Source organism: Aliiroseovarius conchicola (assembly GCF_041403445.1).
Lineage (GTDB): Bacteria > Pseudomonadota > Alphaproteobacteria > Rhodobacterales > Rhodobacteraceae > Aliiroseovarius > Aliiroseovarius conchicola.
In genome coordinates this window covers 473,367-497,591 of record NZ_JBGEHL010000001.1, presented here as the reverse complement: position 1 = coordinate 497,591, position 24,225 = coordinate 473,367, and the positions used below count along the sequence as shown (strand labels likewise).

The following is a 24,225-nucleotide window of genomic DNA, read 5'->3' as shown; positions in this document are numbered from 1 at the left end:
CTATGCTCCCGTCTCGTTATGGCCCGAGACATGCTCGGCTTCCATTGCGGCTTGGGTTGCGGCATCGGCGACCAAAGGGACGGCGATTGGATGGGCTTCGCCGCGAACAAAAGCGCGTGCGTAGGCATAGAGTTGTAACAACAAGCGCAGGCACAACACGCCGAACGCTATCGGGGCCAACAGCTTGGCGGGCCAGAGCGGCAGGGCGATGTCCATGGAACTGTCACGGCTCCACAGGGGGGCTGCGAAATCAAAGCTGCGCGCGAAATGGGCCCAGCTGCCCCAAACCATCAAGATCATCAGGGTCAAGATCGCGAAGGTAGTGATAAATTCGACCAGATAGAGCGGTCGCCCTTTGAGCGCCCCGACCAGCATATCCATACGGATATGCCCGCCATCGCGCTGCGCATAGGCGATGCCCATAAAGGCGATCAGCGGCATCGCTTGCTCGATCCAATCGACGTAGCCGGGCAGGGGTTGTTGAAAAAAGTTGCGCCCTCCGACGGACACGACCGCAAGGACCATCAACGAGAACACAGCCAGGCCACTGACCAGCGCCAACAGGGTCTCAATCTTGTACAGGCGTTGGTCAAACAAACTCAGTTTGCTGTCATCCGACAGCACCAGCGAGGATCCGGCCATACGTCGTCTCCGTTAGATGATAGGTAAGTGTCTTAAGATCCCCTGCGCCCGCTTTGTACAGGCGCAGGGGAAAGCTCTTAGTTGGTCTTGGCGATCATGCCTGTCACAAGATCATACAACTCTTGCGCAGGTAGCCCGCGCGCGTTGTTGTCTTCGATCCAAGCTGCAGCAGCCGGTGCGGCGGCGGCTTCTTTGAAGGCTGCAATCTCTTCGTCAGTGAAGGTGACTTGCGTGATCCCACGCTCTTCAAGCGCAGGGCCCCAAGCTTCCATGGTCTTGTTGTTGTAGGTGTCGACATAATAGTCCAGCGCCTCATCGACAGAGCTAAGCAACGCCTCGCGTTGATCGTCGGGAAGTGCTTCCAAGGCGGGCGTGTTCACCACAACCGGGCAGTTTACGGTGCCTGGATTCAAGTTGGTGGTCCACCATTTGCCGTTCTCGATCGTGCCAAATGACATGTGGGCATGTGGGGCGAAGGCGACGGCCTTGACCACGCCACTGTCCATTGCCTGACGCACTTCGGTTGCGGACATTGACGTCGGAACGGCCCCGACGGTCTCCATCGCTTTGCCGATACCGCCGGTGGCGCGCACGCTCAGGCCTTCGAAATCGGCCAAAGACGCAGGCGCGTCGCCCACACCAACCAGATTGTACTGCGGCAGTGGCGACGGCATCAGCAGAGTCGCGTCCCAACGTGCCAGATCGGCTTGCGTGGCCGGATGGGCATAAACAGCTTTGGACAGTTCGATCTCTTGCTCTAGCGACGAAACACCAAGGAAGGGCAATTCCAAAACGGTGATCGAGGGGTTCTTGTCGCGGTGATACCCCGCACAGAACTGCGCCATCTCAAATGCGCCGATGGATATGCCGTCCAGATTTTCCTTGTTCTTTGACAGTCCGCCATAACTGATGTTCAGGGTGAACTCGCCGTTGGTTTTTTCGCTTACCAGTTCGGCCAGCTTCTCAACATGCTCTGTAAATGCCCGACGTTTTCCCCAAAGCGAAACATTCCACTCGGTCGCCATCGCTTCCGTCGCGAAAGCAAGTGACACAGCAGCGAATGCGGTGCGGCTTAGAAGTTTTTGCATGATATACCTCCCAGATGCATGCAGAATTATTTGCGTCCCCAGTATCCGTCGCTCACGTCTGCCTGCATATGAGGGAAATTGCGTGGCTGACGAGAGTGTGCCTGCGGATTCCCGCAGAGCATGGCCGTCAGAGCAATGAGTCTTTGTCTAGCCCCAGTTTTACTATCTTTTCGTTCAAGGTCCGACGTCCAATCCCCAAAGCCTCGGCGGCAGCATCCATGCGCCCCTCGTGCGCCTGGATTGCTTTGCCGATCAGTTCGCGCTCGAACACAGCGACCGCCTCGCGTAGCGTGCCGGGCACGTCATCTAGATGTTGGTCAGCCTGAATGGACAGCCCTATAGACCCGCCGCCACGCCGCGCAGCAAGAACCCGGCGTTCACAGACATTGCGCAGTTCGCGCACATTGCCCGGCCAGTCATGGGCCAACAGGGCGGCCAGATCATCGTGAGAAATTTCGGGAGCAGCCACTTCGTAGACCTGTGCATAATGCTCGAGGAAGTGTCTCGTCAAAAGTGCGAGATCGTCGCGCCTTTGTCGCAGTGAGGGAAGGCTTAGAACGGCAGTGTTGATGCGAAACAAAAGATCCTGCCTAAGACGACCGTCACGTACCGCTTCTGACACATCCTCGCTGGTGGCGGAAATTACTCGGAACTCGGCCTTGACCGTGTTTGAGGCACCAACTGGAAGCACTTGCCTATCTTCTAAGACGCGCAGTAGCTTTGCCTGAACTGCAGGTGGGCAAGCGCATATTTCGTCTAAGAACAGTGTTCCACCAGAGGCGCTTACCAATCTGCCCTCGTTTTTCTCGGCAACACCAAACATTTCCGCCTCGAAAGTATCCGGCGACAGGGCGGCGCAGTTAAGTGCCAGAAACGGAGCCTGTCCGTGGCTGCCCAAATCATGCAGCGCATGCGCCACCAATTCCTTACCGGTGCCGGTTTCGCCGGTAACCAAGATGGTTGCCTGCGTGTCAGCAAGGTCAAGGATGTCCTGCCTTAATGTGACGATCTCTTCGGTCTGTCCTACAAAAATACGGTCCAACCCAGACAAACGGATGAGGCGCCTTTTTAACCGCGCATTGTCCTGCCGCATCCGCGCTTGCTCGGCGGCATGTCTCAGGATACTCAGCAGCCGACGTGGCTGATACGGTTTTTCAACGAAACTATAGGCGCCGTCCTGCATCGCCTGAACCGCCATAGGGATATCCCCGTGAGCCGATATCAAAACTAGGGGTGGGGCCGTGTTTTGATCCAGAGACGCCAGAAGCTCAAGGCCCGTCATCCCGGGCATCCGCACGTCGGAAAGGATCACATCCGGTAGCGGGTCGTTCAGCTTTGCCGCAACTTGGGTTGCACGCGATATCGCGTCCACTTTCCAGCCGGCTGCATCTAGTAGGTCGATCAAAGATTGCCGCATGGATTTGTCATCGTCGACAACCAAGATGCTAAAGGGATAAGTGTTTTCCATTGGTATTATACTTCTTCTAGCACGATCCTTGGGAAGATGACCCGAAAGATAGCCCCGCCTGTTTCGGCGTCGCTAGCCGTCATCGTACCATCGTGGTCTTTTACAATGCTGGCCGAAATCGCAAGCCCTAGACCCATACCTCGACCACTTTCGCGAGTGGTGACAAACGGTTCCTTTAGGTCGGCCAATGTGGCAGAACCCAGACCGTGGCCGTTGTCTTCGATCTCGACCAAAACATTGCGATCAGCCCGGTATATGCGCACTTCGATCTGTGGGGTGTCACTGTCTTCGGTTGCATCGATGGCGTTACGCAACAGATTGGTCATGACCTGTTCAATCCGCAACTGGATTCCCCTGACCAGCACCGGATCGTCTGGCAGTGAGAGGTGAACCTCGGCGCCCGAACACGCTAGGTTAGGGGTTACAAGGTCAAGCGATGTCCGAATGGCGTCCCTTAGGTCAATTTCCTTGAAGTCCTCGGTACTTGAACTTGCGAAGAACTTCAGTTGGCGTGTGATGCCTTCCATCCGATCGACGAGGCTTCCGAAGTTTGCCGTCAATTTGCTGCGCTTGTCGCCGCCCATTTCCGCGGCGACAAGATGGTTCCGCATCGCCGCGATTGGCTGCCCTAACTCATGCGTTACAGATGCTGCCAGTCGCCCTAGGGCAGCCAGCCTACTCGCGCTTTCCAAGTCACTTTTCGTACGCTTTAGACGACGTTCGGCGGTCATCCGTTCTTGTACTTCCGTTGCTAGGCGTTCATTGGCTTGTCGTAGTTCAGCTTCTTCGCGTGCTGATCTCCTCAACTCAGTTTCGACGCGCCGCGCCCGTTGGATTTGAAAACCAATGAACATGATAGCTGCAAGGATAACGACAATCGCCGTCAGCAACCACGATCGAGTGACGGCCTGATCATTGCGCGCCAAGAAATGCAGGGTCCAGCCGTGCGGCAAATCACTGGTTTCTAGGTGGAGGCGTTCGGTGCCTGCGATGCGGACGCGCTGCTCAGATAGGATCGACCAGTCAAGCGGGCCGAGATCCTGTCCGGAAAACTGCCTTGTATCCGCGATCTCTTGCTTGCGCTCGGCCGATAAGGGGGAAAGGGCTTTGTATCGCCATCTTGGATCGGACGAGAGCACTACAACGCCATCCTGATTGGCCAGGAATATCTGTTCATCAGAACCCTGCCAGCTTTCTTCCAATTCGGTAAGATCAATCTTGATTGCGATGACGCCGGACAGTTCATCCCGCCGTCCATACACAGCGTCCGCAATGAAATACCCTGGTAGGCCAGTTGTAGCGCCAATTGCGTAAAATCGTCCCTGTTCACCGCCCAGCGCATCCTGAAAATACGGGCGAAACGCGTAGTTCTGCCCAACAAAGCTACCCTGATCATTGTAGTTGGACGCCGCGACTGTCAGGCCATCACGCTTGATAAGGTAGATGGCATCGAGTCCAGCCTGCCTCGCAAACCCCTCAAGCCTAGCGTTGAGTGCGTCGGGAGAACCGCCAACTGCGGCCTCGATTACGATTGGATCGCGTGCGAGCACATACGTCAGATGAGAAAACCTCTCAAGTTCACTGGACACCGAGCTTTGATAGAGTGAAAGTCTCCCCTGCGCTTTCGTAAGCTCCTCGGACAGGAAATACCCATAGGATACCTTGAAAACGCTGATCGCGACAACGGCCGTCGCAATCGCTGGAAATACAAGTGACAGCAATCGCATAAAAACCGCTTGGCCAGAAACGACCAAGAAAGCAAGAGATTAGTTGCCTGATCCGTTGTCGAAAATCGTACCGAATCGGGTCTAAATTATGCGCTGACCATCAATCAGTACATGGGCTGGTACTTTCCATCACGGGTCGGCATCCATTTTTTGCGACCGCGTCATCGGTTACTTCACGTGGCGGTTCAACCCGGGCGAGGGCGACAGTCTCGTCAGTTTGAGCGCTCGCCGACCTTTTTATCCAACCCCTCCAAGTTCCCTTCAATGACTTTGCCAAGTGCGCGTTTCATCATTAGCTGTCCAAGGAGCCAGCCGAATGGGCCATATTTGACCTGAAATCCGGTGCGCCAAATGGTTTTCGATCTACCCTTGCCAAGTGGTTCGATGCGGATCGTGGTCGCCAGCGCTTTCATTGGCAGTGGATCAAGGTCAGAACAGTCGATGCTCATTTCGCGGTTCGGTTGCCAGTCGACCACCTCTTCCACCAGCGACGTTCCATTTTCGAAATATGCCCTTCGCCGTGCGCCCAGCCCCTCGCTGAAATCTGTTAGTGCATCAACTTTGACGACAAGCGGGGCGATGTCATCAAGATGCATGTAACGACTTAGTTCGGCCCAGACGGCCTCGGGAGTAGCATCGATCTCGTAGGTTCTTTCAATCTGTATCATGATTTCGGTCCAAATTTGATTCTGGTGAGAAACTAGCAGAACCCTCCTGACAGCATTCTGTCAGGAGGTATTTCTTACTGGAGAAGGATGTAGATGGTTCCCATTAAACCAGCACAACTTCAACGTCGACATGTTAGCGCTAATTCCTTACAGGTTTGGTTCGTGTCTACGCCAAGCGTACGACATAGGCATGGCTTGAGACTGCGGCCGACCTGGGCTGAGAAAGGATACCAAATGGAACATCTGGCAACACGCAGGGCAGTTTGGCTTTGCATGTTTGTGTTCTTTATTCAGCCGGTTGGGCTGGGGATTTGGCTGTCGCGGGTTGCAGAGGTTCAGTATGCCCTAGGGCTAAGCAAAGCCGATCTGGCGCTGGCGCTTGTGGGTATGCCGGTTGGCCTGTTGCCGACGCTCTATGTGGCGGGGCGCGTGGTCGACGGTATCGGCCCGCGCAAGGCGCTGCTATGGGCATTCCCTCCGATGTTGGCCATCGGTGTGTTGCCCGGGCTGGCAGGCGGGCTGAGCCAGCTTTTCATGGCGCTGGTCTTGTTCGGAGCCGTCGTCGCCTTTACCGAGGTGGCGCTGAATGTCTACGCCGCACGGGTCGAGAAGGCCTGCGACAAGTCGATTATGAACCGTGCTCACGGGTTTTGGAGCCTAGGGGTGATGGCAGGCAGCTTCATTGGTGTTCAGCTGGTCACGGTCGATCTGGATGCCGCGCGGAGTCTTGCCGTTGGCGGCCTTGTGTTGCTTCCCATCACAATGGCGGTGGCGTTTGCACTGCCCGAGATCAATCTGACCTCTTCAAATGATGAAGCGCCTGCTGCAAAAGCTCCGATTCCGAAAACGCTTTATGTGATCATGCTGATCGTGCTGGGTGCGACACTGGTAGAGGGGGCAATGATAGACTGGGCCACTGTTTACATGCGCGAGGTGGCACAATACGTACCCGGTCGCGAAGGTCTGGCGGTCACGGTGTTCTCGGGTTTTGTCACTGTTGGACGTTTTGCTGGTGATGCGATCAACACACGATTTGGGGCAACGATTCTGGCGCGCATGTGCATCGGGTCTGCGATCGTTGGCCTTGCGGTTCTGGTCTTTGATTTGGGCCCCTATCCGTCGTTCTTGGGCTTTGCATTGGTTGGACTTGGCGTTTCGACTATTTTCCCACTTGGCGTATCTGCAAGTGCAGCGCTTAGTAAAACCGGCGAGGCACGCAATGTCTCGATTATGACTTTTGGGGCGCTGAGTGGTTTTCTGATCGGTCCCCCTGCAATTGGGTTCGCGGCACAGGCAACATCGCTTGATCGGGCGTTTGTTTTATTGTTCCCGGGTCTGATCATTAGCTTCATCCTTGCGCGGCACTTGTCGACCCGCTCGGCGTCAGAGCGTCGCGCGCGTTTGTCTTCTGCGTCTTGATTGATCAAGAACTGCATCGGTCGCCATTGCGCCGATCCACATGCACAACAGGGCAAGCCACGCTGTGCCGACAAAGATAGAGCCGCCCGTTACACCGGCGCCAATCGCGCAACCGCCTGCAAGCATTGCGCCGAATCCCATCATGACGGCGCCGGTCATCGAGCGACGCATATTCGCCTCGCCCTCAAACCCTTGGAACTTAAACTCTCTGGTAAGCCAACTGGCTGCAAACGCGCCGATAACGACGCCTGGGATCAGCCCCACATCAAAGCCCAGAATCGGCTCGGGGATAAGGAAGAACATAAGCGTGTTGGCCGACGGACCCGAGAATGTCGCCGAGGTAACAGAAACCGGATCAAATGCGGCAAGTGACAGTTCATAAGTCAACACCCAGCCCAACGCGACGGCAAACCCGACCCCGGACCCAAAGATCAGCCGCCGATACCCGATCCCTGATCTGCGCGCGATTAGTATGGCAAAGACGGCGATGGCCAACCCCAATCCCAGTCCAGAATAGTCGGGCAATCCAAGCGCGGTCAGCAGGTTCAAATTGACCCCGCCCTCGGTCATCCAAAGACGGGCAAGGTGATCGCGGGTTGAGGCAAGCCAGCCATGCAGGCTCATCTGTGCGACGACGGCAAAGATAAGACCCGCCACGACGGATCTCAGATTACCGGTCGAGGCAAGCACAAGCAGCCGCCCCGAGCACCCGCGCGCCAGTACCATTCCGACGCCAAATACTAGTCCACCAATGATCGCGCCGGACCAACTGCCCGTGACGGCCATCATCCGCGCGTCCTCGGGCCGCATCAGTCCCAACAAAGTTGCGCCCTGTACCCAGACCAGTGCGGTGGAGAATGTTAAAAGCCAGATTGCCACCGAACTGCCCATCTTGCGGCGCGCAAACTCGACAGTGGCGGCACGTAGACAGAAGCGCGATCTTTGTGCAGCGACGCCAAAGACCACGCCGGTGATCAGTCCAAAAAATGCGGCGGTTTGCGCTTCTCCGATGTGGTCAATAAGGGGGACGATGTCCATGGTGGCTCCTTCAAGTCGGCGTAACATGAGCCAAAGGGACGGGGTCCGCCTTGATATAAATCATAATCATATATGACTAAATGAATGCGTTAGCGCTCGCCTTGCCAGAAAAAGGAGCGTAAGGCGGGGCCTATGAGACGACAGACTCTAACCATTGAACAAGCACAGACGCTGCCATTTTGGCGGCAACCTGTCTTTTTGCTGATGCTGATGGCAGCGGCGATGCCGATCGCCTTTATGACGTGGTCAGCGCTTTTGAACAACTTTGTGATCGAGGTCGCGGGTTTCACTGGCGTCGAAATTGGGTGGTTGCACACCGTGCGCGAGATTCCCGGCTTTCTGGCCATCGGAGTGATCGCGCTTTTGATGTTTATTCGCGAGCAAATGTTGGCTTTGGTGTCACTGAGCCTTCTGGGTGTGGCCACGGCGATCACCGCATGGTTTCCAAGCTTCGGCGGCATTTTGACTGTGACGATGTTGTCATCCATCGGATTTCACTACTTTGAAACCGTCAATCAGTCGCTACAACTACAGTGGATCGATAAGAAACGCGCACCGCAGACGCTTGGCTGGATTATGGCCGTCGGGTCTGGCGCAGCACTTGTGAGCTATGGGTTGCTGGTTCTGACGTGGAAGACCTTCGATCTAAGCTACAATCTTGTTTACATGATTGCCGGTGGTGTAACCGTGGCGATCGCAGTGTTCTGCTACTTCGCCTATCCGAAATTCGAAAGCCCTGAACCCCAACTTAAAAAGCTTCTGCTCCGCCGCCGGTACTGGCTCTATTACGCGTTGCAGTTCATGGCTGGGGCCCGTCGCCAGATTTTCATTGTCTTTGCCGCCTTCATGATGGTCGAGCGCTTTGGCTTTGAAGTGCACGAACTTACCGCGCTGTTTCTATTTAACTACGTTGCCAACATCTTTTTCGCCCCTTTGATGGGAAAAGCCGTTGCCAAATGGGGCGAGCGTCGGGCGCTGATTTTCGAATATACTGGGCTGATCTGCGTCTTTTTTGCTTATGGCGGTATTTATTTCTTTGGGTGGGGCGTCGTTCTGGCCGCAGTGCTTTATGTTCTCGACCACTTGTTCTTCGCACTGGCTTTCGCACTGAAGACCTATTTCCAAAAGATCGCAGACCCACAGGATTTTGCGCCAACTGCAGCCGTTGCCTTCACCATTAATCACATCGCCGCAGTGTTCCTGCCCGCGCTTCTCGGGTATCTTTGGGTGATTTCTCCGGGCGCGGTTTTTGGGTTTGCAGCAGCCATGGCTGCGGGCTCGCTGGTATTGGCGCTGCTTATCCCGCGCCATCCCGAAAAAGGGAACGAGACGATATTCTCACGTATGTCCGCACAAGCTGCAGAATGAGCCCCGAAAGCGTTACGCAAGGCGTTGACCTAGCCCCAGTCGCTCGCTACGCCCGCTATCAGAGCTGAAAGGATACATCATGCCCACCTGGACCGCATTGACCACCCTGAGCGGGCAAGACGCCGCAGAGGCGCTTGGCACCGCGATGGAGGCGTTGACCCCGGAACCCACTGGGATAGGCGTATTCGAAATCGAAGATGGCAGTGGCCAGTGGGAGGTCGGCGGCTACTTCGTCGAAGAGCCCGATGCCGCCGGTCTGGCTTTGTTGGCCGCCGTGCACCACGCAAAGGACTTTACGGTCTCGGAATTGCCCGAGGTTGACTGGGTCGCCCATGTCCGCCGTGAACTGTCCCCGGTCGAGGCCGGTCGTTTCTTTGTCCATGGCAGCCACTATGCCGATCAGGTGCCAGAGGATAAGATCGCCTTGTTGATCGAGGCGGCCATGGCGTTCGGTACGGGACATCACGGAACCACTTTGGGCTGCCTTCAGGCACTGGACCGTTTGATCGACAAAGGTGTGGTCGGACAGAATGTCATTGATATCGGCTGTGGGACGGCCGTTTTGGCGATGGCAGCCGCGCGGGTCTGGCCCAATCCGGTCCTTGCAAGTGATATCGACGAGGTCGCCGTAGACGTTGCACGCGCGAATGTCGCCGCAAACAACTTGTCGGAACGCGTTCATTGTGTCGAAGCTGCGGGTTTCAATGCGTCAGAACTTAAACAAGCCGCACCCTTTGATCTGGTATTTGCAAATATCTTGAAAGGCCCGCTCATTGGGCTTACTCCGGATATGAAAAACAACGTTTCTACCAAGGGTTATGCGATTCTGTCCGGCATCTTGAATCCTCAGGCTGACGAAGTTGTCGCGGTTTATTCTGAAAACGGCTTCAATCTGGTCGAACGGACCCAGATTGTTGACTGGACGACGCTGTTGCTCCAGAAAAACTAAGGTTATCGGCACATTTTTTGCACAGTTTTCTAGCCACAAACACTTTTTTGCCGTAATCTGAGGTCGTGGGTATATTTTTATTTAATTTATTTATTGAGGGGAGGAACTGAAAGTGAGCGATGCACAAGTTCAAGACTTTCAAAAGCGTGTAAGGGGCGTTAGCCGCCAACACCGCAGGTTGTCTCGGGGATATGTACAACTGGTCGAGCGTAATGGCCTGTTGGTTCCAAAAACGTCTAAGGTGCGCCGTGGGTTCCCAATTAAGGGACTTTTGGCGACGATTGTGGGCTTCGTTGCTTTCAAAGCGTTTTTGTTCAATCAGGTTGGTGCCGTTAACTATACTGACCGGATCGATACGCTGGGACAAGGCACGGTGCTTGAAAAGGCAGGGAGCTGGATCATGCAAGCCGACGTCTTGACGGTGGCCATCTCGAACTGGATGTCTGGCCTCATCTAGTCATGCTTAATGCGATGTCAGAGACCCGCGATCCGTCGCGGGTTTCTGCATTTCTGAACCCCTCATTCATGACGTCACGGCCTTGTTAACAATTATTGCACAAGAAACGTCGCAATTGCTCTTGGCGTTGCCCATCTGCCTTGTCTAGAAAGGTTCGAACCAATGCGTCCAACGCCAGACCTGAAGGGTGTGGCGGCCGCGCCTGAGATGGAGTTACGAGATGGCGAAAATCACCTATATCGAGCACAACGGGACCAAACACGAAGTTGACGTTGCAAATGGTCTGACCGTGATGGAAGGGGCGCGTGACAATAACATACCAGGCATCGAGGCTGATTGCGGCGGCGCATGTGCCTGCTCGACATGCCATGTCTATGTGGATGCATCCTGGGTGGGGAAACTTCCTGCTAAAGATGCGATGGAAGAAGACATGCTCGACTTTGCCTTTGAACCTGATGCCGAACGTTCACGCCTCACCTGCCAACTCAAAGTGACTGACGATCTGGAAGGTCTCGTGGTACAGATGCCTGAAAAACAGATCTAGTGTCCGGGCGGTGCTCTTGGGTGGTGACAATGGCGGCTGGCATGCTGGCCGTGCCTGCTTTTGGCGAGCCTATTGTAGGGGCAGAATACGCCTCCCCAACCAATCGCTATGCTCACGGTGTTCTCGGGGACGCCATTGAATGGGGTGCCCTGCAGCTCTCACTTGCCGACGGAACGTACGAACGGTTCGAACTGCCCGACCACATGGTATTCGAAGATCTCGCGCCCCGTCTGCATGACCTTGATGGCGATGGGTCACCCGAAGTGATTACGGTTCTGACCCATATGGACAAAGGAGCAGCCCTGGCCATATTCGGACCGGACGGATTGATCGCCCAAACGCCCCATATCGGCAAACGCAATCGGTGGCTTGCCCCACTGGGAGCAGGGGATCTGCTGGGCGACGGCGATCAGATAGTCGCCTATATTGATCGGCCACATCTGGCAAAAACTCTCCGCCTGTGGCGCTACAAAGATGGACAATTGGTTACGGCTGGTCAGTTTGGTGGTCTTACCAGTCACCGGATCGGAGACGACTTCATAGTTGGTGGCATTCGTTCATGCGCTGGCAAAGACGAGGTCGTAACCGTGGACGCAAGCTGGCAAAATGTGATGGTGACGAGCTTCCACTCCGATGAACCTACGTCACGCGCAGTCGGGCGATACACAGGTCGGCAGTCGGTCGATCACGCGCTGAACTGTTCGTAGGCCGCTCTATTTTCTTTCCAGAAATATCCCGGGGTAGAGTGACGCCGCAGGTGTCACTCGTAGGGGCAGCGCCCCTCAGGCTCACGAAGTGAGCCACCATACACCAACTACAGTGCCCGCCAACCGATGTCTGCTCTGCTGAACCCCTCTGGCCAGTCGATCCCATCAACCATCGCATAGGCGCGATCACGGGCGTCTTGCAAACTGTCACCACGCGCCGTTACGTTCAACACCCGCCCGCCCGAGGCGGTCACGTTGCCATCAACCACTTTGGTTCCGGCGTGAAACACCATATTCATGCTGTCCTCGGGCAAAGCGTCCAGTCCAAGGATGACCGATCCTTTCTCATAGGTTCCGGGGTATCCATTTGCCGCCATCACGATTGTGACGGCGTGGTCGTCTGCCCAGTTGACCTGAGCCTCCTCCAAACGTCCCTCGGCGCAGGCCAGCATCAGGTCCAAAGCTTGCGCACCAAGTCGCATCATCAGCACCTGACACTCTGGGTCACCGAACCGAACATTGTATTCGACAAGCCGGGCTTGCCCGTCTTTGATCATGAAGCCTGCATATAGAACCCCCTGGTAAGGGGTGCCGCGCTTTGCCATCTCGGCGACGGTCGGTTCAATGATTTCCCGCATCGCACGCGCGGCAATTTCATCCGTCAGAACGGGAGCAGGTGAGTAGGCCCCCATGCCGCCCGTATTCGGCCCTGTGTCGCCATCGCCCACACGCTTGTGGTCTTGTGCGGTCCCGATGGGCAGCGCGGTCTTGCCATCACATAAGATGAAATACGAGGCCTCTTCGCCCTCCATAAACTCCTCGACGACCACCTCGGCGCCCGCGCCGCCGAACGTCCCACCGAACATATCGTCCACAGCGTCCAGCGCGGTGTCGATATCCATCGCGACAATCACGCCTTTACCGGCGGCCAAACCATCGGCCTTTACGACGATAGGGGCGCCTTGATCGCGGATATAGGCCTTGGCGGCATCGGCATCGGTGAAGTGGCCGTAAGCGGCCGTCGGAGCATTCGCCGCATCGCACACCTCTTTGGTGAAACTCTTCGATGCTTCCAGCTTTGCTGCCTCGGCCGAGGGTCCAAACACTTTGATCCCGGCCTCTCGCAGACGATCCGCCACACCTTTTGCCAGTGGTGCTTCTGGGCCAACGATCACAAAGTCGATGGTGTTTTCTTGTGCAAACGTGGCAACCGCTGCGCCATCTTCGATATCCAGATCAGCACATTCCGCGATCTGCGCCATCCCGGCATTACCGGGCGCCACGATCAACCGATCACATTTGGGGTTCTGCATCACCGCCCAAGCCAACGCGTGTTCACGTCCACCACTGCCCAGAATAAGGATGTTCACGACCGGCTCTCCCTTTGCTAGTTGTGGACGGGATACAGAACACGCGAGGCGGCGACAAGCATGCAGAACGAAAAGCTATGGAAGGCGATACAGGCATTTAAGTTCGACAACGCTTTTGCATCCTCTCTCGCGAAGAAGAATCGTTGGGACAGTGCGTTTACGGAGCGTGCGATTGCCGAATACCGCAAGTTTCTGTTCCTGTCGCAAGTATCTGAAACACCCGTTACGCCGTCGATCATTATCGACAAGGTTTGGCATGAGCACATGACCTATACTCGAGAGTACTGGGACGTTTTGTGCAAAGATATCTTGGGCAAACCATTGCACCATGAACCGGGTCGCACGCCAGCTGATACGGCGCGCCATACCGAACAGTTTCAGAAAACGAGGGCACTTTATGTGCTGTGTTTTGATCAGACGCCCCCAGATGAATTTTGGGCAACATCTCGGCCATCCACGTTGCGAAAAAGGCTGACCCTACTTGCGGCATCTGGGGTCACCATTTTGGTCGCGCTCGCGACTGGTCGCACCGACGTCATGGTGGGAAGCCTGTTGCTTGTGGTCGTGATCTGGGAAATGGGTGGCATGCCTCTGTTTGTCATGAACACGAATACGAACCAGAGCGGTGGCAGAGGCCGCGCAAACTGTGCAAACTGCGGTTCCAGCTGCGGTGGCGGCGGATGCGGAGGAGACTGACATGGACCTAATCGACGACCCTCAACCCGGCGAGAACGCGCCGGAATTTACGGTCTCTGAAATCTCAGGAGCCGTGAAGAAAACCATCGAAGGCGCGTTTGGTCGCGTCCGAGTGCGCGGAGAAGTCGGGCGGGTCATGCTGGCGCGTTCAGGGCACCTCTATTTCGACGTGAAAGATGATCGCTCGGTCATTGCCGCGGTTAGCTGGAAAGGGCAGGTCAGCCGCCTGTCCATCATGCCCGAGGAAGGCATGGAGGTGATCGTCTCGGGCAAGATCACCACCTTTGGCAACCAGTCAAAGTACCAGATCAACGTGGATGATGTCGTCGTTGCAGGCGAAGGCGCGTTGATGGCGATGTTGGAAAAACGCAAGAAAACATTGGCAGCCGAAGGCCTTTTCGCGCCCGAGCGTAAGAAAAAGCTGCCCTTCCTGCCAGAAGTGATCGGCGTTGTGACCTCGCCATCTGGTGCCGTGATCCGCGACATCCTGCATCGTTTGCGCGACCGCTTCCCGCGCAAGGTTCTGATTTGGCCCGTTGCGGTTCAGGGCGATGCCTGTGCGCCTCAGGTTGCGGCCGCCATTGAGGGTTTCAACAAGTTGAGCCCGGGGGGGGCGTTGCCCCGTCCGGATCTATTGATCGTCGCACGGGGTGGTGGGTCCATCGAAGACCTTTGGGGCTTCAACGAAGAGGTTGTCGCGCGTGCGGCGGCGGCGTCTGACATTCCTCTGATTTCCGCTGTGGGTCACGAAACGGACACGACACTGATCGATTTTGTCTCAGACCTGCGCGCGCCCACGCCGACCGCCGCCGCCGAACACGCGGTGCCGGTCCGGTTGGAACTGCTAGCGTGGACCGAAGAACAAGGCACCCGCCTGACTCGGTCTCTGGAGCAAGCGTTAAGCCAGCGTGGTCAACGATTGCGCGATGTTGCACGGGCTTTGCCCCGCCCCGATACGCTTTTGGATACGCCCCGACAAAGGCTTGATACCGCCAGCCATAAATTGCCTGCGGCCCTGCGCAATGTTGCGCAGCTTAGGCGCGTGAAACTGGCCGAGGCATCTGCCGGGTTGCGCCCTCGCGTCTTGACAGCGCGCCTTCAGCCGATGCGCGATAGTCTTGAGAAGGCTGCCGCTCGGTTGGATCCCGGCCGGATCACTGAGACGAACAAACGTCGATCTATGGATGTAGCAAATATGGCCGGGCGTTTGGATCGCGCTTATCTCGCCAACACCAAACGTCACCAAGACCGGTTGACTGCCTTAGAGCGCATGCGGCAAACCCTCGGTTATACCGAGACGCTCAAGCGCGGCTATGCAGTGGTGCGCGGGGACGGGGATGTTGTGACCACTCAAGCTGCGGCGACGCAGGCAAAGGCGCTTGAAATCGAATTTGCCGATGGTCGCTTGGCACTAGACGGATCAGCGACGCCTAAGGAAACACCCGCGAAAGCCCAGCGCAAGGCAGCGCCCAAGAAGGACGCGCCTGATCAAGGATCGCTGTTTTAAAGCGTAACAGATTTATTTCTTGCGTGGACCCGGTCGGCCTTGAGGCCTACCGCCATTGGTCCTGCCCCGCGATCCGTTGCCGCCAAGGTTTTTGCCCGCTGGGCGCTCCGCAGGTTTACCACTGGTTTTGCCATCCGGTTTCCCTGTGGCGCGACCAGATCGCTTGGCCGCCGGTTTGGCACCCGGCTTGCTGCCATGTTTGCCGCGCGGAATTTCACTTCGGGTACGTACAGGGACGGGCTTGGCATCTTCCAGACCCAAATGGTCACGCACGACGCGTTGGCGGATTTCCTCGACCTCTCCCGGCTTCAGTTCTGCCAACTGGAACGGGCCATAGCTGACGCGCAACAGACGGTTCACAGACAGGCCGACAGCTTCCATCGCCCGTCTGATTTCCCGGTTCTTGCCCTCACGCAGGCTGATGGTCAGCCACGCATTCGCACCTTGTTGGCGGTCCAGCGACACACTCATCGGCTGAAAACGCTCGCCATCAACCGTGATCCCTTTGCGCACGGGGGCAAGCGTGTCGTCGGTCGGTCGGCCGTTTACGCGAACGCGATATTTGCGCGACCAACCGGTCGACGGCAGTTCAAGCTTGCGCTTCACCTCGCCGTCATTGGTCAGAAGCAGCAGACCCTCGGAATTAATATCGAGCCGCCCGACGCTCATGACACGGGGCATATCTTCCGGTAGGGCAGCGAAAACGGTGTCGCGGCCTTTCTCATCACGCTCGGTGGTCACAAGGCCGATGGGCTTATAGTAAAGCCACATCCGGGGCGGTTCTGGTGCGGCCAGCGGCGCTTCGTCAAACAGAATTACGTCTTTGTCGGTGACGTTCAGCGCGGGGCTGTCGATCACCTTGCCATTCACCGTCACACGCCCTGCTTCGATCATGCGTTCTGCTTCGCGGCGGCTGGCCACTCCAGCGCGCGCCAACACTTTGGCGATGCGATCACCCTTCGACGGATCGGCTTTTGCGGCTTCCGGCTTTTGCGGTGCGGGCTTGCGGGCCGTTTTGGGGACGGGGGGGCGTTTCTTGTCAGTCATGCCCCCGCATAACGTGGGTGGGGGCAAAGGGGAAGCCTTGGCAAGCGACAGTGCAACGGGCATGTAGGAGCCATGAGCCGCTTTATCAGTCATATGAACACAGCTTTAGACGAGGCCCGCGCCGCCGCCGAACGCGGCGAAGTGCCAGTGGGCGCAGTGCTGGTGTCGCCGTCGGGTGAGGTGGTCGCGACCGCCGGCAATCGGACGCGAGAGCTGAACGACCCCACGGCCCACGCCGAAATTCTGGTTATTCGAGAGGGCTGTGCACAAGCTGGATCAGAACGCCTGCCCAATCACGATCTTTATGTCACGTTGGAGCCATGTCCGATGTGCGCCACCGCGATTTCCGCCGCGCGTATCCGGCGGGTTTATTATGGTGCGGCCGATCCAAAATCCGGTGGCATTGCCCAGGGGCCGCGTATTTTTAGCCATTCCCAATGCCATCATGTGCCCGAAGTTTATGACGGTATTGGCGAAGACGAATCCTCGGCGCTTTTATCCGAGTTTTTTAAAGATCGGCGCGACTAGGATGGAACTTGCGCTGTCAATCCTTCCGATCCTCCTGACATTGGCCGTCGGATACCTGTTGGTGCTTACCCGCATACTGCCAAGTGCCGATTGGCCCGCAATCGAAACGCTGTCATTCCGCCTTCTCATCCCTGTTATCTTACTGCGTCTGATTGCGCAGGTGGACCTGTCATCCGGCGCAATCGGCCCATTTGTTATCACACTTTGTACGGTTTGCGCGTTGGCCGCTTTGGTGGCGTTCGGATTGCGCTTGATCCCGCAATCCAAGCTTTCCGATCCCAGTTTCACGACGCTGTTTCAAACCACGACCCGCGTGAACGGGTTTGTTGCGCTCGCGGGGGCCGAACTTTTTCTGGGCACTCAGGGTGCTGCGCTGATCGCTGTTGCGATGGCGGTCCTGATTGCACCAATTAATGTGGTCAATATTCTGCTTCTCACCGCGTTTGGCCCGCAGAAAGCCAGCGTTCGAGGCATCGCGGTGAGCTTGGTGAAGAACCCTCTTATTCAAGCAACGATCCTAGCGTTGGCAATTAACCTCTTGGGTATTCACATCCCCAAGCCAATAGATGACACGCTGGAACTGATCGGGCGCGCCGCGTTGGGTGTCGGTATTCTGGCGATTGGGGCGGGAATTTCGCTAAGACGCCTGCTTGTCCCGCGTTGGCAAGTTTTGCTGGGGGTGATTCTTCGTCCCGGCCTGACCCTCGGTCTGCTTGTCGTCATCGCGCCTGTATTTGGACTAACGCCTCAGCAAACGCTTGCTGCGTGTTTTGTGTTTGGTGTGGCTTGCGCCACCAATGGCTATGTTGTTGCGCGCCAGATGGGCGGCGATGCAGAGCTTTACGCAGATATCATGACTTGGCAGACTGTGATTTCGTTGATTGTCCTTCCTGCCATGGCGATTTGGTTGTTGCCTTGACCCAAACAGTCTCCGATCTCTTGCTGGTCGTCCGCGAAGCGGCTAAAGCAGACCCGACGAAATATAATCGCTACGAAACCACAACGAATCTCGCGAGGACATGAACATGTCGATCGATATCGAAACCGCGCGCAAAGTTGCGCATCTGGCCCGCATCAAGGTCGAAGACGACCGCCTGCCGGAACTGGCCGAGAACTTCAATGCGATCCTCGGATTTATCGAGCAATTGAACGAAGTTGATGTCGAAGGTGTGGAGCCGATGACCTCGGTCACGCCGATGCGCCTGAAACGTCGCGAGGACGTGGTGACAGACGGCAATATGCCCGAGAAAATTCTGTCGAACGCGCCCGATGCGCGCGAGGGGTTCTTTGCCGTGCCGAAGGTGGTTGAATAATGTCTGATCTGAACAAACTGACGATTGCCGATGCGCGTGATGCAATGCGTAAAGGTGACCTGACCTCCGCCGAGCTAACCGATGCTTGCCTGACCGAAATCGAAGGCGCAGGCGCGCTGGGCGCATTCGTACACAACACACCGGATCTGGCGCGCGACCAAGCCAAAGCGGCGGACGCGCGTATCCAAGCGGGTGATGCGCCTGATATGTGTGGAATTCCGTTGGGCATCAAAGATCTGTTCTGCACCAAGGGCGTACCGTCACAGGCGGGGTCAGGCATTCTTGAGGGCTTCGTTCCCGAATACGAATCGACGGTCAGCCAAAACCTTTTGGACAATGGCACCGTCATGTTGGGCAAGCTCAACATGGATGAGTTTGCGATGGGTTCGTCGAATGAAACCTCGGTCTATGGCAACGCGGTGAACCCGTGGAAAGTTGATGACCGTCAGTTGACACCGGGCGGCAGCTCGGGCGGGTCGGCCTCGGCAGTTGCTGCTGATCTGTGCCTTGCGGCGACCGGCACCGACACCGGTGGCTCGATCCGTCAGCCTGCGGCCTTTACTGGCATCACCGGCATCAAGCCCACATATGGCCGTTGTTCGCGCTGGGGCGTGGTGGCATTTGCGTCGTCGCTGGATCAGGCCGGTCCGATGACAAAATCGGTGCGCGACGCGGCGATCATGTTGGAAGCCATGTGTGGCCATGACGCGAAGGACTCGACCTCGGCGGATCTGGCCGTGCCGAATTTTGAAGCCATGCTGACGGGCGACATCACAGGCAAGAAAATCGGTATCCCCAAGGAATACCGCATGGACGGCATGCCGGGCGAGATTGAAGCGCTCTGGTCCAAAGGTGCCGAGATGTTGCGTGATGCAGGGGCCGAGATCGTCGATATTTCGTTGCCGCACACAAAATACGCGCTGCCTGCTTATTACGTGATTGCACCGGCCGAGGCGTCTTCGAACCTTGCCCGCTACGACGGTGTGAAATACGGGCACCGCGCGAAGCTCGCCGCTGGTGATGGCATTGACGAGATGTATGCAAAAACTCGCGCTGAAGGCTTTGGCGACGAGGTGCAGCGCCGGGTGATGGTTGGCACATATGTGCTGTCGGCAGGTTTCTACGATGCCTATTACAACCGTGCCCGCCGTGTTCGCGCGCTGATCAAGAAGGACTTTGACGACGTCTTCGCACAAGGCATCGACGCGATCTTGACCCCAGCCACGCCATCTGCGGCTTTTGGTTTGGGCGAGATGGCGAATGCTGATCCGATCAAAATGTACCTCAACGACGTGTTCACCGTGACCGTGAACCTCGCTGGTCTGCCGGGGATTTCGATTCCAGCGGGTGTTGATGATCAGGGTTTGCCGCTTGGTCTGCAGCTAATCGGACGTCCGTGGGAAGAAGGCGACTTGCTGAATATCGCTCACGAAGTCGAAGCGCGCGCCGGATTTGTGGCAAAGCCGCAAAAATGGTGGTAACTCGGCGCAACTGAGGTTCTGACGCTGTGAAAGAGGGTTCTATGCGTATTCTCGTGGGTTCTATGGCTTTGGCATCGCTTGCCGCTTGTGCAGCGCCACTGCCCGACAGCCGGTCGCCATCCGCTGCTTTGCAAACGCAACAAACGGCGTCAGGTGCCCCCTTGTCCGCGATGATCGAGGGTAGTTCCGTAACCAGCCAGCCGTTGGATGGTGCGCAACCTGTCCAGACGACGGGTGGCATCTCGGACGAACAGGACTTCGGTGCAGTTTCTGCGCGCGAGAGTATCGAAAGCGATGCTGCGCGATTGCAGAACTATCAAACGGCCTACGTCCAAGCGGAAGCGGTTGCTGTGCCGGAGCGTCCGGGTGGGAATTCGGCCTCTGTCGTACAATACGCGCTTTCAACGAATAACGTGGTTGGGCAATCCATCTATTCCCGTTCGTCGCTTTCAGGTGCGTCGCGTGCGGAACGCAATTGTGCGAAGTACACTTCCGCTGATTTCGCGCAGATTGCATTCCTAGAAGCAGGTGGGCCTAAGCGCGACAAGATGGGTCTGGACCCGGATGGTGATGGGTTTGCCTGCGGGTGGAACCCCGCACCATTTAGAAACGCGCGCGCAGGGGTGGCCCAAGCTGCGGTCGTTGAAGATACTGGTGTCAGTGCAGCCGACTTAGAAGCGCTTGGAATTGGGACAGAACAAACCCCGGCGGTGTCTGACCCTGTTCCACTGCCCGGCGATACGCTGAATATCTCGCCCGAATAGATGGAAACTGTCTGTCACCCGTCCCCTAATTTCGGACCAAGGCGGGATGGGCTGCAACCATCTCTGATCGTACTTCATTACACCGCGATGCGCGACCCAGAGGAAGCACTGGAGCGGTTGTGTGCGCCAGAGCATGAAGTCTCGGCACATTATCTGATCCATCGTGATGGGCGTCTGTTCGAGCTTGTGGATGAAGATATGCGCGCATGGCATGCCGGCGCTGGATCGTGGGGTGGGCAAGGCGACGTCAATTCGCAATCCATAGGGATCGAGATTGACAATGACGGGTGTTCGCCGTTCAGCGAACCGCAACTGGCAACATTGGAGCGCTTGCTGCCCGGAGTGATGGAGCGGTGGGGGATACCTGCTGCGCGTATCATCGGCCACAGCGACATGGCTCCAGACCGGAAGTCCGACCCCGGGCGGCGATTTCCATGGAGCAGACTTGCGCGGCAGCATCTGTCCGTTTGGTCCGATCGCGCGGTAATGGATGTCGATGAAGCCGCGTTTTTGAAATATGCGGTGACGTTCGGATATCCGTGTGATGCTGACATCAATACCCTGGTGGATGTCCTACGCCAACGCTTTCGCCCTTGGGCAACTGGGCCGCTGGATGCGCGCGACATGGGAATCATTGCAGACCTTGCGACCCGCTTTCCCGTTGACCCCATCCCCCCTATCGCCTAAGCCCAAATTCGCGCGGATGGCTGGATGACCGCGGGTGACTGTTGGGGCGTGCCCTTTCGTGACGCGAGGAAAGTCCGGACTCCACAAGGCAATGGTGCCGGGTAACGCCCGGCCGGGGAAACCCGAGGGAAAGCGCCACAGAGAAAAGACGGCCCGCGCTTGCGCAGGTCACGGTGAAACGGTGGGGTAAGAGCCCACCGCGCCCATGGCAACAAGGGCGGCATGGCAAGCCCCACCAGGAGCAATGCCTAATAGGGACCGCACGGGGGCTTGCCCCCAGAGCTGCTTTGGCTCTTGCAGGTCCGGGTTGGCAGCTAAAGGTGTCTGGTAACAGGCATCGTAGATGAATGGTCATCCAGGGTGGCAACACCTGGACAGAATCCGGCTTACAGGCCATCCGCGCGTATATTCTGGGATCATTGCACGATGAGCGGCGGTAGGAGCCTCCGGCGGGGATATTTTCGACAAGAAAAAACACTGTGCGCGAGATTCCCCGGCTTTGTGGTTGACTCGGGTGTCAATGGCGCTAAAAGGCGGGTTCCAGAGATTTACCCGGGCGGCATTCGCCCGTCCGATGAGGAGCTGTAGTTATGGCGAAGCCGACCACAATCAAGATCCGCCTGAACTCGACCGCGGATACCGGCCACTTTTATGTGACCAAGAAAAATGCACGTACCATGACCGAGAAGATGGTTGTTCGTAAATACGATCCGGTTGCGCGCAAGCACGTCGAATACAAAGAAGGTAAGATCAAGTAAGATCGCCTGACTTTGCGAAAAACGGCCGTACCAATTGGTGCGGCTTTTTTTGTTGATGGGCTGCGACAACACCTATTGATGCAATATGCGTTGGGCCACGCGTTCACCCATTAAGTAGTAGGTGTTGGGGCCTGGGTGAAACCCGTCCTCGGCCATCATCTCGGGCGTTAGCGGCACGTCGAAATGGACATAGTCGACACCGATCTCTGAAGCTTGTTGAGCCAGTGCTGCATCGAACCGGCGGGCCTGTAGTCCCAGAAACCAGCGGAGAGGTTGTGGCAGAAGTGGAAAATCGCCGAGCGGCGGGATGCCCGCTGCGATGATACGTTTTGCCCCCCACTCACTAAACAAATGCTCGTAGAGTTTGATGCGCCCTTTTAGCAGGCGCTTAAGTGGTGTCTGGCTGGTCACATCGTTCACGCCAAGAATGACGAGCGCAATATCGGTGGCAGTCGCCGTTTGCGCGCGCAACAGGGGAAGTGTGGATTTGGTGGTGCCGCCCGTCCGTGCGATCAGTTTCCAGTCGATCCGGTGCGAGCCTCCTAGAGCCGTCACAAGCTGGCCTGAGAGCGCCTCGTGCTGGTGTGTGGCACCGACGCCTGCAGCTGAGCTGTCGCCGACGATGATGAGGCTGAGGGGGCTGCCCTCACCAAACTGGCCCGACCTGTGCCCTAAAGGTTCTGGAAGCAGTCTTGCGGTTTTACGCACCCTTAAGGCCTGGGCCATCAGAAGCGGGCTAAGAAGCAGCTTTGCAATTGTCTCAAGTATTAGCAGCACTGTGACCTCTCAACAAAAAAGGCCGATCCATACGGACCGGCCTTATCTTTGTCAGTGCAGCACCAGATTACTCGCGGTTGCCGAGGAACTGGAGCAGGAACATGAACAGGTTGATGAAGTCCAGATACAGGTTCAATGCACCCATGATCGCGGATTTTGCCAACCATTCGCTGTCCATCGCGTGTGCATGGGCGATGTAGTCGTTCTTGATCTTTTGCGTGTCATAGGCGGTCAGACCAGCAAAGATCAGCACACCCAGTACCGACACTGCGAAGTGAATCATGGTTGATCCGATGAAGATGTTCACGATCGAAGCAATGATAATGCCGATCAGGCCCATGATCAGGAACGCACCCAGTGGCCCAAGATCGCGTTTGGTGGTGTATCCGTAGAGGCTAAGACCCGCAAATGCGATCGCAGTGATCAGGAAAGTTTGCACGATCGAGATCCCGGTAAAGACCAGGAAAATCGAGCTGATCGATACGCCCATGAGCGTTGCGAATGCGTAGAAAAACAGCTGTGCGCCCGAAGCCGACAGCCGGTTGATCATCGCACCGAAGGCAAAAACCATGGCGAGGGGTGCAAACATTACGACCCATTTAAGAGGCGACATATAGATCGCTTGGCCCAAACCGGTCAGGTATTGACCGTCACGGAAGGCGACCGTGGCACCTGTGGGATCGGTGGTCACCGCCAGACCCGCAATGGCCCAGCTTGCCAAAGCGGTGATCAAAAGACCTACGGACATCAGGCCATAGACCTTGTTCATATGGGCGCGAAGCCCTTCATCTATTGCAGCACGGGTGCCAACACCAGCGCGGACTGTGTCGTATTCAGCCATCAAGACCTCCAAATATAACTATTGTGGCAGCTCCAAACGGAAACCGCCCTTGGCCTTAATATCGGCAAGGGCGGCGAAGTTTTCAAGAGGAATAGCACATTAGGTGTGACAGATGTTTAATGTGTCCAATGGGATGGCACGTCCCAAACGGGTCGGTTGGCTTCGCGTTGGGCTTCGCGGTAGTTCACGCCGATGTCCTCAAGGCGCTGGGCGTCCAACCGTGCAAGGGCGCGGCGCTCGCGGTGTGTTTCGAAGGCATGCGACAGCCAAGCCAATGGCGAGAAGTGCGGTTTTACGGCGGGGGCGTTTGTACAGGTTACGGCAGTCATCTCATCTCTCCTTCATCGATTGATATGGTTCGTGCTGGTTGCATCAAATTTC

The 24,225-nt window shown here is 56.7% G+C and carries 26 protein-coding genes and 1 other RNA gene; 16 read left to right on the top strand and 11 right to left on the bottom strand.

Going from position 1 to position 24,225, the window contains the following annotated elements; translation table 11 throughout:
- The 5 genes from V6N04_RS02410 to V6N04_RS02390 form a co-directional block, all read right to left on the bottom strand.
- Positions 1 to 642 (bottom strand): TRAP transporter small permease subunit, encoded by a 642-nt coding sequence (locus V6N04_RS02410; RefSeq protein ID WP_371168516.1) that lies wholly within the window; start codon positions 640 to 642, stop codon positions 1 to 3.
- Between the two features lie 77 nt (positions 643 to 719).
- Positions 720 to 1,730 (bottom strand): C4-dicarboxylate TRAP transporter substrate-binding protein, encoded by a 1,011-nt coding sequence (locus V6N04_RS02405; protein WP_371168515.1) that lies wholly within the window; start codon positions 1,728 to 1,730, stop codon positions 720 to 722.
- Positions 1,731 to 1,857: 127 nt separating this feature from the next.
- Positions 1,858 to 3,198, bottom strand: a complete 1,341-nt coding sequence (locus V6N04_RS02400) for a sigma-54-dependent transcriptional regulator (RefSeq protein WP_371168514.1) — start codon at positions 3,196 to 3,198, stop codon at positions 1,858 to 1,860.
- A 5-nt stretch (positions 3,199 to 3,203) separates the two neighbouring features.
- Complete coding sequence (locus tag V6N04_RS02395) at positions 3,204 to 4,925, bottom strand: sensor histidine kinase (protein ID WP_371168513.1); 1,722 nt, start codon at positions 4,923 to 4,925, stop codon at positions 3,204 to 3,206.
- 212 nt (positions 4,926 to 5,137) lie between these two features.
- Positions 5,138 to 5,593: an SRPBCC family protein gene (locus V6N04_RS02390; RefSeq protein ID WP_371168512.1), complete on the bottom strand. Its 456-nt coding sequence runs from the start codon at positions 5,591 to 5,593 to the stop codon at positions 5,138 to 5,140.
- 234 nt (positions 5,594 to 5,827) lie between these two features.
- On the opposite strand from V6N04_RS02390, the gene V6N04_RS02385 reads away from it, so the two are divergent.
- Positions 5,828 to 7,012, top strand: a complete 1,185-nt coding sequence (locus V6N04_RS02385) for an MFS transporter (RefSeq protein WP_371168511.1) — start codon at positions 5,828 to 5,830, stop codon at positions 7,010 to 7,012.
- On the opposite strand, the gene V6N04_RS02380 is transcribed toward V6N04_RS02385, so the two are convergent.
- Positions 6,977 to 8,050, bottom strand: a complete 1,074-nt coding sequence (locus V6N04_RS02380; protein WP_371168510.1) for a YeeE/YedE family protein — start codon at positions 8,048 to 8,050, stop codon at positions 6,977 to 6,979. The two genes, V6N04_RS02385 and V6N04_RS02380, sit on opposite strands and share 36 nt — an antisense overlap.
- Positions 8,051 to 8,182: 132 nt before the next feature.
- On the opposite strand from V6N04_RS02380, the gene V6N04_RS02375 reads away from it, so the two are divergent.
- The 5 genes from V6N04_RS02375 (at position 8,183) to V6N04_RS02355 (ending at position 12,075) form a co-directional block, all read left to right on the top strand.
- On the top strand, positions 8,183 to 9,418 hold the full coding sequence (locus V6N04_RS02375) for an MFS transporter (protein WP_371168509.1): 1,236 nt from the start codon (positions 8,183 to 8,185) through the stop codon (positions 9,416 to 9,418).
- A 79-nt stretch (positions 9,419 to 9,497) separates the two neighbouring features.
- Complete coding sequence (locus V6N04_RS02370) at positions 9,498 to 10,367, top strand: 50S ribosomal protein L11 methyltransferase (protein ID WP_371168508.1); 870 nt, start codon at positions 9,498 to 9,500, stop codon at positions 10,365 to 10,367.
- A gap of 112 nt (positions 10,368 to 10,479) precedes the next feature.
- Positions 10,480 to 10,824, top strand: coding sequence for a hypothetical protein (locus V6N04_RS02365; RefSeq protein WP_371168507.1), 345 nt, complete (start codon positions 10,480 to 10,482; stop codon positions 10,822 to 10,824).
- A gap of 220 nt (positions 10,825 to 11,044) precedes the next feature.
- Complete coding sequence (locus V6N04_RS02360) at positions 11,045 to 11,368, top strand: 2Fe-2S iron-sulfur cluster-binding protein (protein WP_371168506.1); 324 nt, start codon at positions 11,045 to 11,047, stop codon at positions 11,366 to 11,368.
- Between the two features lie 29 nt (positions 11,369 to 11,397).
- Complete coding sequence (locus V6N04_RS02355; RefSeq protein ID WP_371168504.1) at positions 11,398 to 12,075, top strand: VCBS repeat-containing protein; 678 nt, start codon at positions 11,398 to 11,400, stop codon at positions 12,073 to 12,075.
- A 107-nt stretch (positions 12,076 to 12,182) separates the two neighbouring features.
- Here V6N04_RS02355 and purD read toward each other — a convergent pair whose 3' ends face one another.
- A complete protein-coding gene (gene purD / locus V6N04_RS02350; RefSeq protein ID WP_371168503.1) occupies positions 12,183 to 13,445 on the bottom strand; it encodes a phosphoribosylamine--glycine ligase in 1,263 nt (420 codons plus the stop codon).
- Between the two features lie 60 nt (positions 13,446 to 13,505).
- Here purD and V6N04_RS02345 point away from each other — a divergent pair, with 60 nt between their 5' ends.
- Positions 13,506 to 14,141, top strand: coding sequence for a glycine-rich domain-containing protein (locus V6N04_RS02345; protein ID WP_371168502.1), 636 nt, complete (start codon positions 13,506 to 13,508; stop codon positions 14,139 to 14,141).
- 1 nt (position 14,142) lies between these two features.
- A complete protein-coding gene (gene xseA, locus V6N04_RS02340) occupies positions 14,143 to 15,648 on the top strand; it encodes an exodeoxyribonuclease VII large subunit (RefSeq protein ID WP_371168501.1) in 1,506 nt (501 codons plus the stop codon).
- A gap of 12 nt (positions 15,649 to 15,660) precedes the next feature.
- Here the strand turns inward: xseA and V6N04_RS02335 are convergent, their stop codons facing one another.
- Positions 15,661 to 16,695 (bottom strand): pseudouridine synthase, encoded by a 1,035-nt coding sequence (locus tag V6N04_RS02335; protein ID WP_371168500.1) that lies wholly within the window; start codon positions 16,693 to 16,695, stop codon positions 15,661 to 15,663.
- 72 nt (positions 16,696 to 16,767) lie between these two features.
- On the opposite strand from V6N04_RS02335, the gene V6N04_RS02330 reads away from it, so the two are divergent.
- The 8 genes from V6N04_RS02330 (at position 16,768) to rpmG (ending at position 22,226) form a co-directional block, all read left to right on the top strand.
- Positions 16,768 to 17,223 (top strand): nucleoside deaminase, encoded by a 456-nt coding sequence (locus V6N04_RS02330; RefSeq protein WP_371168499.1) that lies wholly within the window; start codon positions 16,768 to 16,770, stop codon positions 17,221 to 17,223.
- Between the two features lies 1 nt (position 17,224).
- A complete protein-coding gene (locus tag V6N04_RS02325) occupies positions 17,225 to 18,142 on the top strand; it encodes an AEC family transporter (RefSeq protein ID WP_371168498.1) in 918 nt (305 codons plus the stop codon).
- A 106-nt stretch (positions 18,143 to 18,248) separates the two neighbouring features.
- Positions 18,249 to 18,536 carry an Asp-tRNA(Asn)/Glu-tRNA(Gln) amidotransferase subunit GatC gene (gene gatC, locus V6N04_RS02320; protein WP_371168497.1) on the top strand — a complete coding sequence of 96 codons (288 nt, stop codon included), beginning with the start codon at positions 18,249 to 18,251 and terminating at the stop codon, positions 18,534 to 18,536.
- The gene (gene gatA / locus V6N04_RS02315; RefSeq protein ID WP_371168496.1) at positions 18,536 to 20,017 is read left to right on the top strand and encodes an Asp-tRNA(Asn)/Glu-tRNA(Gln) amidotransferase subunit GatA; all 1,482 of its coding nucleotides are present in this window, start codon (positions 18,536 to 18,538) and stop codon (positions 20,015 to 20,017) included. The genes gatC and gatA overlap by 1 nt, the downstream gene beginning before the upstream one ends.
- 41 nt (positions 20,018 to 20,058) lie before the next feature.
- Positions 20,059 to 20,781, top strand: coding sequence for a hypothetical protein (locus V6N04_RS02310; protein ID WP_371168495.1), 723 nt, complete (start codon positions 20,059 to 20,061; stop codon positions 20,779 to 20,781).
- Positions 20,782 to 21,468: an N-acetylmuramoyl-L-alanine amidase gene (locus V6N04_RS02305; RefSeq protein ID WP_371168494.1), complete on the top strand. Its 687-nt coding sequence runs from the start codon at positions 20,782 to 20,784 to the stop codon at positions 21,466 to 21,468.
- A 12-nt stretch (positions 21,469 to 21,480) separates the two neighbouring features.
- Positions 21,481 to 21,873, top strand: an RNA gene (rnpB, locus tag V6N04_RS02300) — RNase P RNA component class A.
- Positions 21,874 to 22,058: 185 nt separating this feature from the next.
- On the top strand, positions 22,059 to 22,226 hold the full coding sequence (rpmG, locus tag V6N04_RS02295) for a 50S ribosomal protein L33 (RefSeq protein ID WP_012179442.1): 168 nt from the start codon (positions 22,059 to 22,061) through the stop codon (positions 22,224 to 22,226).
- Positions 22,227 to 22,298: 72 nt separating this feature from the next.
- Here the strand turns inward: rpmG and V6N04_RS02290 are convergent, their stop codons facing one another.
- From V6N04_RS02290 to V6N04_RS02280, 3 genes are all read right to left on the bottom strand, one after another.
- Positions 22,299 to 23,003 (bottom strand): SGNH/GDSL hydrolase family protein, encoded by a 705-nt coding sequence (locus V6N04_RS02290; protein ID WP_371168493.1) that lies wholly within the window; start codon positions 23,001 to 23,003, stop codon positions 22,299 to 22,301.
- A gap of 67 nt (positions 23,004 to 23,070) precedes the next feature.
- Positions 23,071 to 23,844, bottom strand: coding sequence for a Bax inhibitor-1/YccA family protein (locus V6N04_RS02285; protein WP_371168492.1), 774 nt, complete (start codon positions 23,842 to 23,844; stop codon positions 23,071 to 23,073).
- Positions 23,845 to 23,960: 116 nt separating this feature from the next.
- Entirely contained in the window at positions 23,961 to 24,173 is a 213-nt protein-coding gene (locus V6N04_RS02280) for a DUF1127 domain-containing protein (RefSeq protein WP_371168491.1), read from the bottom strand.
- Positions 24,174 to 24,225 lie beyond the last annotated feature (52 nt).

Bases quoted from the DNA above. Each gene is read 5' to 3' on its own strand.
- V6N04_RS02410 (WP_371168516.1), bottom strand. From the start codon at position 642: ATGGCCGGATCCTCGCTGGTGCTGTCGGATGACAGCAAACTGAGTTTG.
- V6N04_RS02405 (WP_371168515.1), bottom strand. From the start codon at position 1,730: ATGCAAAAACTTCTAAGCCGCACCGCATTCGCTGCTGTGTCACTTGCT.
- V6N04_RS02400 (WP_371168514.1), bottom strand. From the start codon at position 3,198: ATGGAAAACACTTATCCCTTTAGCATCTTGGTTGTCGACGATGACAAA.
- V6N04_RS02395 (WP_371168513.1), bottom strand. From the start codon at position 4,925: ATGCGATTGCTGTCACTTGTATTTCCAGCGATTGCGACGGCCGTTGTC.
- V6N04_RS02390 (WP_371168512.1), bottom strand. From the start codon at position 5,593: ATGATACAGATTGAAAGAACCTACGAGATCGATGCTACTCCCGAGGCC.
- V6N04_RS02385 (WP_371168511.1), top strand. From the start codon at position 5,828: ATGGAACATCTGGCAACACGCAGGGCAGTTTGGCTTTGCATGTTTGTG.
- V6N04_RS02380 (WP_371168510.1), bottom strand. From the start codon at position 8,050: ATGGACATCGTCCCCCTTATTGACCACATCGGAGAAGCGCAAACCGCC.
- V6N04_RS02375 (WP_371168509.1), top strand. From the start codon at position 8,183: ATGAGACGACAGACTCTAACCATTGAACAAGCACAGACGCTGCCATTT.
- V6N04_RS02370 (WP_371168508.1), top strand. From the start codon at position 9,498: ATGCCCACCTGGACCGCATTGACCACCCTGAGCGGGCAAGACGCCGCA.
- V6N04_RS02360 (WP_371168506.1), top strand. From the start codon at position 11,045: ATGGCGAAAATCACCTATATCGAGCACAACGGGACCAAACACGAAGTT.
- V6N04_RS02355 (WP_371168504.1), top strand. From the start codon at position 11,398: ATGGCGGCTGGCATGCTGGCCGTGCCTGCTTTTGGCGAGCCTATTGTA.
- V6N04_RS02345 (WP_371168502.1), top strand. From the start codon at position 13,506: ATGCAGAACGAAAAGCTATGGAAGGCGATACAGGCATTTAAGTTCGAC.
- xseA (WP_371168501.1), top strand. From the start codon at position 14,143: ATGGACCTAATCGACGACCCTCAACCCGGCGAGAACGCGCCGGAATTT.
- V6N04_RS02335 (WP_371168500.1), bottom strand. From the start codon at position 16,695: ATGACTGACAAGAAACGCCCCCCCGTCCCCAAAACGGCCCGCAAGCCC.
- V6N04_RS02330 (WP_371168499.1), top strand. From the start codon at position 16,768: ATGAGCCGCTTTATCAGTCATATGAACACAGCTTTAGACGAGGCCCGC.
- V6N04_RS02325 (WP_371168498.1), top strand. From the start codon at position 17,225: ATGGAACTTGCGCTGTCAATCCTTCCGATCCTCCTGACATTGGCCGTC.
- gatC (WP_371168497.1), top strand. From the start codon at position 18,249: ATGTCGATCGATATCGAAACCGCGCGCAAAGTTGCGCATCTGGCCCGC.
- gatA (WP_371168496.1), top strand. From the start codon at position 18,536: ATGTCTGATCTGAACAAACTGACGATTGCCGATGCGCGTGATGCAATG.
- V6N04_RS02310 (WP_371168495.1), top strand. From the start codon at position 20,059: ATGCGTATTCTCGTGGGTTCTATGGCTTTGGCATCGCTTGCCGCTTGT.
- V6N04_RS02305 (WP_371168494.1), top strand. From the start codon at position 20,782: ATGGAAACTGTCTGTCACCCGTCCCCTAATTTCGGACCAAGGCGGGAT.
- rpmG (WP_012179442.1), top strand. From the start codon at position 22,059: ATGGCGAAGCCGACCACAATCAAGATCCGCCTGAACTCGACCGCGGAT.
- V6N04_RS02285 (WP_371168492.1), bottom strand. From the start codon at position 23,844: ATGGCTGAATACGACACAGTCCGCGCTGGTGTTGGCACCCGTGCTGCA.
- V6N04_RS02280 (WP_371168491.1), bottom strand. From the start codon at position 24,173: ATGACTGCCGTAACCTGTACAAACGCCCCCGCCGTAAAACCGCACTTC.